Origin of the sequence: Micromonospora sp. L32, assembly GCF_052068055.1 — a bacterium.
In the GTDB taxonomy this organism is placed as follows: Bacteria; Actinomycetota; Actinomycetes; order Mycobacteriales; family Micromonosporaceae; genus Micromonospora; species Micromonospora purpureochromogenes.
This window is the reverse complement of record NZ_JBQHDD010000010.1, coordinates 1-6,689: the sequence shown is the minus strand read 5'-3', so window position 1 is coordinate 6,689 and position 6,689 is coordinate 1. Positions and strand designations below refer to the sequence as shown.

Sequence of the window (6,689 nt, the reverse complement as noted above, 5' to 3'; positions counted from 1 at the left end):
CCGTGTAAAGAATTCTTGACACGCCTGCCCGGCAGGGCATACCGTTCGGGTGTCAAAAATTCTTTACACCCCCGGGAGGGTCCGTGGCCTTCGAGGAAAAACGCGCCTGGATGATGGCCGTGGTCGCGGTCGTCGCCTACGCCACGTACGCGGCCATCGTCCTCGGCCGCGCCGACGGCGTGCCCTTGCCCGACGTGTCGTACGCCGGGGCCCTGCTCTGGAGCATCGGCGGCGCCATCGTGGCGTCGATCCTCCTGCACATCGTCATCTCGATCGTCTCGCCCGAGGGCGCCAACCAGTCCGACCAGCGCGACCGGGAGATCCACCGCACCGGCGAGCACATCGGCCAGTCGTTCGTGGTCGTCGGCGGGGTCGCCGCGCTCGGCATGGCACTGGTCCGCTGGGACCACTTCTGGATCGCCAACGTCATCTACCTGTGCTTCGTGCTCTCCGCCGTGGTCGGCTCCACCGCCAAGATCGTCGCCTACCGGCGGGGCTTCCAGTCGTGGTGAGACCGACCCGGATCACCAACTCCATCCGCGCCCTGCGCGCCGCGCACGGCGACCTGACCCAGGCCGAACTGGCCCGCCGCGTCGGCGTGACCCGGCAGACCGTCATCGCCATCGAGCAGGGCCGCTACTCGCCGTCGCTGGAGATGGCCTTCCAGATCGCCGCCGTGTTCGACGTCCCCGTCACCGACGTGTTCCAGTACCCCCAGGAGGACTTGTGAAAGCCATCGTCCAGGACCGCTACGGCTCCGCAGACGTGTGGGAACTGCGGGACATCGACCCGCCGCGGGTCGGCGACGACGACGTGCTCGTCCGGGTCCACGCCGCCGGCGTCGACCCCGGCGTCTGGCACCTGATGACCGGCCTGCCGTACCCGGTCCGTCTCGGCTACGGGCTGCGCCGCCCCCGCCACCGCGTCCCCGGCATGGACCTCGCCGGCGTCGTCGAGGCCGTCGGCCGCCACGTCACCCGCTTCGCCCCCGGCGACGAGGTCTACGGCACCGGCGCCGGCAGCTACGCCGAGTACGCCCTCGCGCCGCAGCACAAGCTCGCCCGCAAGCCCGCCGCGCTCACCTTCGCCGAGGCCGCCGCCATCCCGGTCTCCGGCCAGACGGCGCTCACCGCCGTCCGGGACGCCGCGACGGTCCGCCCCGACCAGCGGGTGCTCGTCATCGGTGCCGGCGGCGGCGTCGGCTCGTACGCCGTGCAGCTCGCCACGGCGGCCGGCGCCCACGTCACCGGCGTCTGCGGACCCAGCAAATCCGACCTCGTGACGTCCCTCGGCGCGACCGACGTCATCGACCACACCCGAGAGGACATCACCGACCGGGGCGTGCGATACGACGTCATCGTCGACACCGCCGGCAACCGCACCCTGACCCACCTGCGCCGCGCCCTCACCCCGACCGGCACGCTGGTCCTCGTCGGCGGCGAGGCCGCCACCGGCAAGCTGCTGCAGGGCTTCGACCGGCAGCTGCGCGCGCTGCTGCTCTCCCCGCTGGTCGGCCAGCGGCTGATCCCCCTGGTGGCCAAGGAGAGCAGCGAGAACCTCGACGCCCTCACCGCGCTGGTCGACGCCGGCCGGCTCCGGCCCGTCCTCGACCGGAGCTGGCCGCTGGCCGAGGCGGCCGACGCGATCCGGCACCTGCGCGGCGGCCACGCCCGGGGCAAGAACGTCGTCCTGCCCTGACCGACGCGACCGCCGGCGCGCCACCGCTCAGCTGCTCGGGACCACCTCGGGCCGGTGCGCCGCCGGCGGCACGTACGGCTCGGGGGCCGGCCGCTCGGCCGCCGGCCGCACCGTCACCGGCGGTTCGACGGCCGGCTGCTCGGTCTCCGGCTCCTCCGGCGTCCCGTTCGCCGACCGCTCCCTGCCGGGACGGACGGCCAGCATCGGGTACTCGGCGGTCTCCCCGCCACCGGCCGCCGCCGCCATCACCGCGGCGGCCGCCAGGTCCGCGACCCGCTTCGCCTCCCGCTGCACCCGTGCCCGGACGTCCTTGGCGTGCCGCTCGACCGACTCGGCCGCCTGTCGCGCCTCCTCCAGCCGCCGGGTCTCGGCGGCCAGGCTGCGGCGGGTCTCCTCCAGCCGGCGCTGCGTCTGCACGAGGTCCCGCTCGGTGGTGTCGCCCTCCTGTTGGATCTCGGCGAGCTGCTGCCGGGCGGTCTCCAACTCCTCGCTCACCTGCGTCAGCGCCTGCTGCCGCTCCGCGATCTCCTCCTGCACCGCCGTGAGCTGCTCCTGCTGCGCCGCCATCTGCTCGTCGGCACGCTGGCGCACCTCGGTGGCGTACTGCTGCGCCTCGGCGATCAGCGCCTGCATCTGCTGTTCCGCGGCGCTGTGCTGGTTGGTCAGCTCCTGCTCGGCCGCCGCCCGGTGCTCGGCCAGCTCCTGCTCGGCGGCGGCCCGCCGCTCGGCGATCTCCTTCTCGGCGGTGGCCTGCCACTGGGCCAGCTCCTGCTGGCTCTGTGCCCGCGCCGCCTGGATCTCCTGCTGGATCTGGGTACGGGCCGCCTTGGTCAGCGCCTCCGCCGCCGTCCGGGTCTGGGTGATCTGCTTGGCGGTCTGTTCGCTGATCCGCTTCGCCTCCTGCTGGGCGCGCTCGTGCGCGGCCTCACCCTCCGCCCGCAGCTTCTCGGCCCGCTCGTGGATCTCGGCCAGCTCCCGCTCGGCCGCCGACCGGCGCTCCTCGTACACCCTGTCCTGCTCGGCCTGGCGCGCGGACAGTTCCTCGTCGAGGTCCCGCAGTGACTGGACGGTCCGCTCCCGCGCCTCGGTCAGCACCTTCTCGGCCTCGGCCTGCAGGCTGGTCGCCCGCTGCGTCGCCGTCTCGGTGATCACCCCGGCCTGCTTCTCGGCCAGCGCCAGGATCTGGTCCACCATCGGGCCCAGGTCGCGGAAGGACGCCCGGTCGACCTGGGCGGGGCGCTGCCGCAGCTCGGTCAGCTCCGCCTGGAGGCGCTGGATGTGCGTGGTGAGGCCGTGCACCTGGCTCGCCGCCTGGTCCCGCTCGGTCGACAGCGTCGCGAGCTGACCGTCGGTCTGCTCGATGTACCGGTCCACCTGCCGCTTGTCGTACCCGCGCAGGGCGGTCTCGAAATGCGGCCGTCCGGCCGCATCGTCACGCAGCGCGAACGGCTCCTCGCCGTTGGACATGCCGCACCCTCCGTACTGTGTGAACGCCACGCGGATGGACGCCCACGGGCCATGATGTGGCGCAACGCTACCGTCGTCCGGCCCCGGACAATAGGCCCGCCCCGGTGATCGGGACGCGGTGAGGGGCCCCTGTTCCGCCGTTGGCCCCTTGGCGGCACGGCCTCCGGTGCGGGTGGCTCCCGCACCGGCAGTGCTGCGCCTCGGTCGGACCGTCGTCCGGTCGGCGACGGTACTCGTCCTTTGGGTGGGGTGCGGGTTCGGCGGCCGGGTCAGGCTGGTGTTCGCCGAGGGGCCGCGACGATGGCCGAGCGGAGTCGGGCGAGGGCGTCGGTGCGCGCGCCGGTCAGTGACGGTTCCCTGGTCAGTCGGGCCGCGCGGAGGTCGACGTGCCGGGGCAGGCGGCCGAAGGCGGCGGTGACGGCGTCGAGGACCGCCGGACCCCACGGCCCGCCGAGGACGACCACCTGCGGGTCGGTGAGCGCGACGATGGCGGCGAGGACCCCGCTCACCGCCGCTCCGATCGCCTCCCGGGTCGCCGACGACGCGTCGGCCAGCTCGCGGAGCCGGTCGACGTCGATCGCCGTGCTGCCGGGCCGGCGCAGCCCCAGGTCACCGAACACCTCGATGAACCGGGTCGCCCGACCGTCCGGGCCGATGGTGATCAGGTGGGCGATCTCGCCGGCGAGGCCGGCGTGCCCCCGGCGTACCTGGCCGTCGCTGACCACCGCGCAGCCCAGTCCCTCGCCGAGGAAGAGGTACGCGAAGTCGGTCAGGTCGGCCGGTTCGGTGTCGCGCTCGGCCTGTGCCGCCCAGTTGACGTCGTTGTCGACGACGACCGGCCCCTGGACCTGCGGCGCGAGCACGTCGACCGGGTCCAGTTCGCCGAGCAGGAACGGCGCGTCGGGGAGCCGGACCAGCCGGCCGGTGGTGCGCTGCACCGGGTCGGCGGCGCTGACGACCGCCAGTCGGGTGGCCCGTCCCGTGCTCCGCTGGGCCTGCGTGGCGGCGGTCCGCAGTGCGGCCGTGACCTGCTCGGGCCGGGCCGGGCGGCTGATCTCGTGGTGCGTCCGGGTCAGGGTGTCTCCGTAGGCGTCGACGCACTCGGCCACCACCCCGTCGGGCGCGATGCCGATCACCAGTGCGGTGCCGACCGTGTCGGCGAGCGCGTAGTACGAGCCGACGCGCCCCCGGCCGCGTCCGCCGGGGGTCCGTTCTCCCGTGTCCACGACCAGCCCCGCCTCGGTCAGCCGGCGCACGCTCTCGCCCACCGTCGGCTTGGACAGGCCGCTGCGGGCCGCCAGGTCGGCCCGGGTCAGGCGCCTGGCCTGCATCAACTCGCGGAGCACGTGCTCGTCGGTCAGCGAACGGAGCAGCTCCAGCGAGGGCTTGGCGGCGGTCACGCCATGATTCTAGTCAGGAGTCTTGCCTAGAAAGCGTCCCGCCGCCTACAGTCTTTTCAAAGAAGGAGCCTTAACTAGAAGGAGTCCTGCCGTGACCGCCCAACCCGCCCTCACCACCGCCCCGCTCCCGCCGCTGCCGCACTGGGAGTCGACCCCGACCGATCTGCCCGGCGCGATCCGGGAGATCAAGGCGGCGCTGCGCGCCCGCATCGAGGCCTCCGGCCGGACGGTCGAGGAGGTGTTCGCCGTCGTCGAGCAGCGGATCCAGGCGGAGGTCGACGAGATCGTCGCGGCGCGCGACCGCGGCGAGCCGGTCTGGCCGGTCATCGAGTACGCCGACATCGAGGCGGGCACGGTGCCGACCGAGACCGTGCGGGCGGTGCGCCGGCGCGGCTGCCTCGTCGTGCGCGGACACTTCGACCGGGAGCAGGCCCTCGGCTGGGACCGCGACATCGTCGACTACGTGGCGGGCAACGGATTCTTCGACGCCTACCGCGGCCCCGGCGACGACTTCTTCGGCAGCGTGGGTTCCAAGCCCGAGATCTACCCGATCTACTGGTCGCCGGCGCAGATGCAGGCCCGCCAGAGCGCCCGGATGGCCCGGGTGCAGGCGTTCCTCAACAGCCAGTGGAAGCACGAGTCCGACGGCGTGCGGTGGTTCGACCCGGACCGCGACTCGCTCTACCCCGACCGGATCCGCCGCCGGCCGCCGGGCGCGGACTCCCAGGGCCTCGGCACCCACCTCGACCCCGGCACCCTCGACCTGTGGATGACCGAGGCGTACCAGCAGACCTTCCGCCACCTCTTCGACGGCACCGTCGAGCAGTACGACCCCTGGGACGCCGCCCACCGCACCGCCGGGCCGCAGTACCCCGGCACCACCATGTGCTCCGCCTTCCGCACCTTCCAGGGCTGGACCGCGCTGTCCGACATGGACCACGACCAGGGGGTGCTGCACACCGTGCCGATCCCCGGGGCCATGGCGTACCTGGTGCTCCGGCCGCTCCTGGCCGACGTGCCCGAGGACGACATGTGCGGGGTGACGGTCAACCAGGTCTTCCCCGCCAACCAGACCTGGCACCCGCTGTTGATGCGGGCCCTCGTCGGCATCCCCGACGTCCGGGCCGGCGACTCCGTCTGGTGGCACTGCGACATGATCCACAGCGTGGCGCCGGTGCAGAACCAGCAGGGCTGGGGCAACGTCATGTACATCCCCGCCGCGCCCTGGTGCCCGCGCAACGAGCGCTACGCGGCCAGCGTCCGGGAGGCCTTCCACACCGGGTCCAGCCCCGCCGACTTTCCCGAGGAGCACTACGAGCGCAGCTGGCCCGACCGCTTTCCGGCCGAGAGCCTCAACAGCACCGGCCGACGGGGCCTCGGCCTCGACTGAGCCGTTGCCAGGTCGCAAGGGCAGGGCCTGGTTTCTGCCAGGACCGGCCGCCCGGGATCGGGAGGAGCAACGGCACCGGCTGACGGCGCCGATGTGACGGGGGACGCATGCCGCCAATTTGACGATCAACTCGCGGTCCGCGTAACTTTCTCTCTGCCAGCGCGGAACGGACGAAACAGGCGAAATGCCTGGGAGGCCGGAGCGTGGGAATGGTTCGGGGGTCGGCCGGGTTGTCATCCGGTACGGTCCTGGACCGGCTCCCCCGGGTTGTGAAAGCCGGTGGGGGTGTGGGAATGACTCCGGGGTCGGATGGGTTGAGTCCCATGTGAGCTTGGACCGGGCGGTGCCCCGGATCGGCCTGAGGGTCGATTTGGTGGGGCGGAGCCGACCGGGTATGGTTCATCGCCGGTAGGGAACCGGGCGAGCGTGCGGGAGACCGCAGCGGCCGGCCTGCTGAATTCCACGGAGACGAGCGGCGTGAGTCGGTCGACTTGTGGTGCCCGTAATTGTGGTGGAAGTGGTGTGGATCGCGACAGAGCGGTTTGACACGGCGGATATCGGCGGGTAGCGTAGTAAAAGTGCCCGGCGCGGAAAGCGCTGGTCGCGACAGAGTGAATATGCCCCGGGTCGGGGGTCCTCTTCGGGGGGTTTCCGGGCGGTGTGTGGTTGTTCTTTGAGAACTCAACAGGGTGCTTGAAAAGCCAGTGCCAATTATGATTTATACCCCGGACTGG

The 6,689-nt window shown here is 72.4% G+C and carries 6 protein-coding genes; 4 read left to right on the top strand and 2 right to left on the bottom strand.

From position 1 onward, the window contains the following. Window positions 1-83: 83 nt before the first annotated feature. From ACTMTB_RS24525 to ACTMTB_RS24515, 3 genes are read left to right on the top strand one after another with little or no spacing between them, the layout of a single operon-like run. Complete coding sequence (locus ACTMTB_RS24525; RefSeq protein ID WP_441148581.1) at window positions 84-512, top strand: hypothetical protein; 429 nt, start codon at window positions 84-86, stop codon at window positions 510-512. Continuing rightward, window positions 506-730 carry a helix-turn-helix transcriptional regulator gene (locus ACTMTB_RS24520; RefSeq protein ID WP_441148580.1) on the top strand — a complete coding sequence of 75 codons (225 nt, stop codon included), beginning with the start codon at window positions 506-508 and terminating at the stop codon, window positions 728-730. Before ACTMTB_RS24525 ends, ACTMTB_RS24520 begins: the two co-directional genes overlap by 7 nt. Then, window positions 727-1,698 carry an NAD(P)-dependent alcohol dehydrogenase gene (locus ACTMTB_RS24515; RefSeq protein WP_441148579.1) on the top strand — a complete coding sequence of 324 codons (972 nt, stop codon included), beginning with the start codon at window positions 727-729 and terminating at the stop codon, window positions 1,696-1,698. Before ACTMTB_RS24520 ends, ACTMTB_RS24515 begins: the two co-directional genes overlap by 4 nt. Before the next feature lie 27 nt (window positions 1,699-1,725). On the opposite strand, the gene ACTMTB_RS24510 is transcribed toward ACTMTB_RS24515, so the two are convergent. Together ACTMTB_RS24510 and ACTMTB_RS24505 are read right to left on the bottom strand one after the other, a co-directional pair. After that, the gene (locus ACTMTB_RS24510; RefSeq protein ID WP_441148578.1) at window positions 1,726-3,165 is read right to left on the bottom strand and encodes a DivIVA domain-containing protein; all 1,440 of its coding nucleotides are present in this window, start codon (window positions 3,163-3,165) and stop codon (window positions 1,726-1,728) included. Between the two features lie 269 nt (window positions 3,166-3,434). Continuing rightward, a complete protein-coding gene (locus tag ACTMTB_RS24505; protein ID WP_441148577.1) occupies window positions 3,435-4,565 on the bottom strand; it encodes an ROK family transcriptional regulator in 1,131 nt (376 codons plus the stop codon). Between the two features lie 91 nt (window positions 4,566-4,656). Between ACTMTB_RS24505 and ACTMTB_RS24500 the strand changes: the two genes are divergently transcribed. Beyond that, entirely contained in the window at window positions 4,657-5,955 is a 1,299-nt protein-coding gene (locus ACTMTB_RS24500; RefSeq protein WP_441148576.1) for a DUF1479 domain-containing protein, read from the top strand. The last annotated feature ends 734 nt before the right edge of the window (window positions 5,956-6,689 follow it).

Excerpts from the sequence above, each read along its gene's own strand:
- ACTMTB_RS24510 (WP_441148578.1), bottom strand. The coding sequence starts at position 3,165 with ATGTCCAACGGCGAGGAGCCGTTCGCGCTGCGTGACGATGCGGCCGGA.